The sequence below is a fragment of the Intrasporangium chromatireducens Q5-1 genome, assembly GCF_000576575.1.
Classification (GTDB): Bacteria; Actinomycetota; Actinomycetes; order Actinomycetales; family Dermatophilaceae; genus Intrasporangium_A; species Intrasporangium_A chromatireducens.
Genome location: NZ_AWQS01000491.1, coordinates 1 through 1154 on the forward strand (window position 1 = coordinate 1; position 1154 = coordinate 1154).

The 1154-nt window shown below is 72.2% G+C and carries 1 protein-coding gene and 1 pseudogene; one reads left to right on the forward strand and one right to left on the reverse strand.

Annotated elements, in window-relative coordinates; translation table 11 throughout:
* Positions 1-892: PrgI family protein (locus N864_RS22430; protein ID WP_034722820.1), on the reverse strand; the 892-nt coding region annotated here is incomplete at its 3' end.
* On the opposite strand from N864_RS22430, the pseudogene N864_RS26295 reads away from it, so the two are divergent.
* Positions 882-1154: pseudogene (locus N864_RS26295) on the forward strand (hypothetical protein); the annotation flags it as partial. The gene N864_RS22430 and the pseudogene N864_RS26295 overlap by 11 nt on opposite strands.

Sequence of the window (1154 nt, forward strand, 5' to 3'; positions counted from 1 at the left end):
AGCGCAGCATCACCGCGATCTGCCCCGGCGTCAGCCATCCCGACGGCGAGAGGTCGGCGGAGCGGAGCGCGGCGACGAGCGTGTTCATCTCCTGCCGCAGCACGGCGGCAGCACCACGAATCCCGCCGCCCGCGGTCCTGATCTGCCGCGCACTGGTCTTCATGTCCAGTGACAGCGAGAGTGTGGTGGCGTGCCGTTCGCCGGCTGGGCCGGCGCGGTCGATGAGTTCTGCGTAGGTGTCGGCCGCCCACGAGCCGTCCGGGGTGCCGTGGGTGGCCCACCATTCGGCGAGTCCGGTGCCGGAGTCTGGGAGGGTGCGTTCGAGGACTTGTAGCGTCGCGATCCGCCCGGAGCGGCAGACGGTGGCCAGGACGCGACCCCAGGAGCTGACGCGGCGTTCCTGTTCGCCGGGGTCGAGGAGCACGAACGCGGGATGGGTGACCTCGCACACCACGGTCAAGGTTGCGGCGTGGGGGTCGTGGATCATTCCGGCGCTGGTGTCGGGGTCGGTGTATTCGCGCAGTCGCGCCATGTCGCCGGGCAGGGCGAGGGTTCCGACGGGGCGTGGGACGACGATCCTGTGTCGGTAGAGCAGTTGCCCGCCGGTGGTGCGCCACAGCCACCAGCAGGCGATGGGTAGCCATTCCACGATGGGCCGGCCCGCGATGGGTATCCAGGTCAGTGCGGCGGCGAGTACCCAGATGGGGGCGGTGTAGGCGAGCAGCATCCCGCCGCCGGCGTAGAACGCGCCGATGAGTGTGGCTCCGCCGATGGCGAGCGTGATGAGCTGGGTCAGCGACAGACCGAGGAGGACACCGCGGCGGGTGAGGCGGGAGAACTTCACCGGCACGAGTTCGCCCGCGGTGGGACGGTCGTGGTTCGTGCTGCTCATCGTCTACTCCTTCGGTGGGCGTGGCGCGGGCGGCGGGGGCTGCTTCGGTGGCGGTGACGGGTCGGTGCTCGGCGGTCGTGGTGCCGGGCTCGACGGCGGTGCCGCAGGCGAGGCTGCGGGAGGTGGCGGTGTCTGCGCGGCGGCGTCGGCGGCGTGCTCGCCCTGGGCTCCCAGCGCGGTTCCGGCTTTCGGCCCGGCGGTCGCGGCACCCTTGGCGACACTCGCCCCGACCACGACGCCTGCCGCGACGGGACCGGCCGCG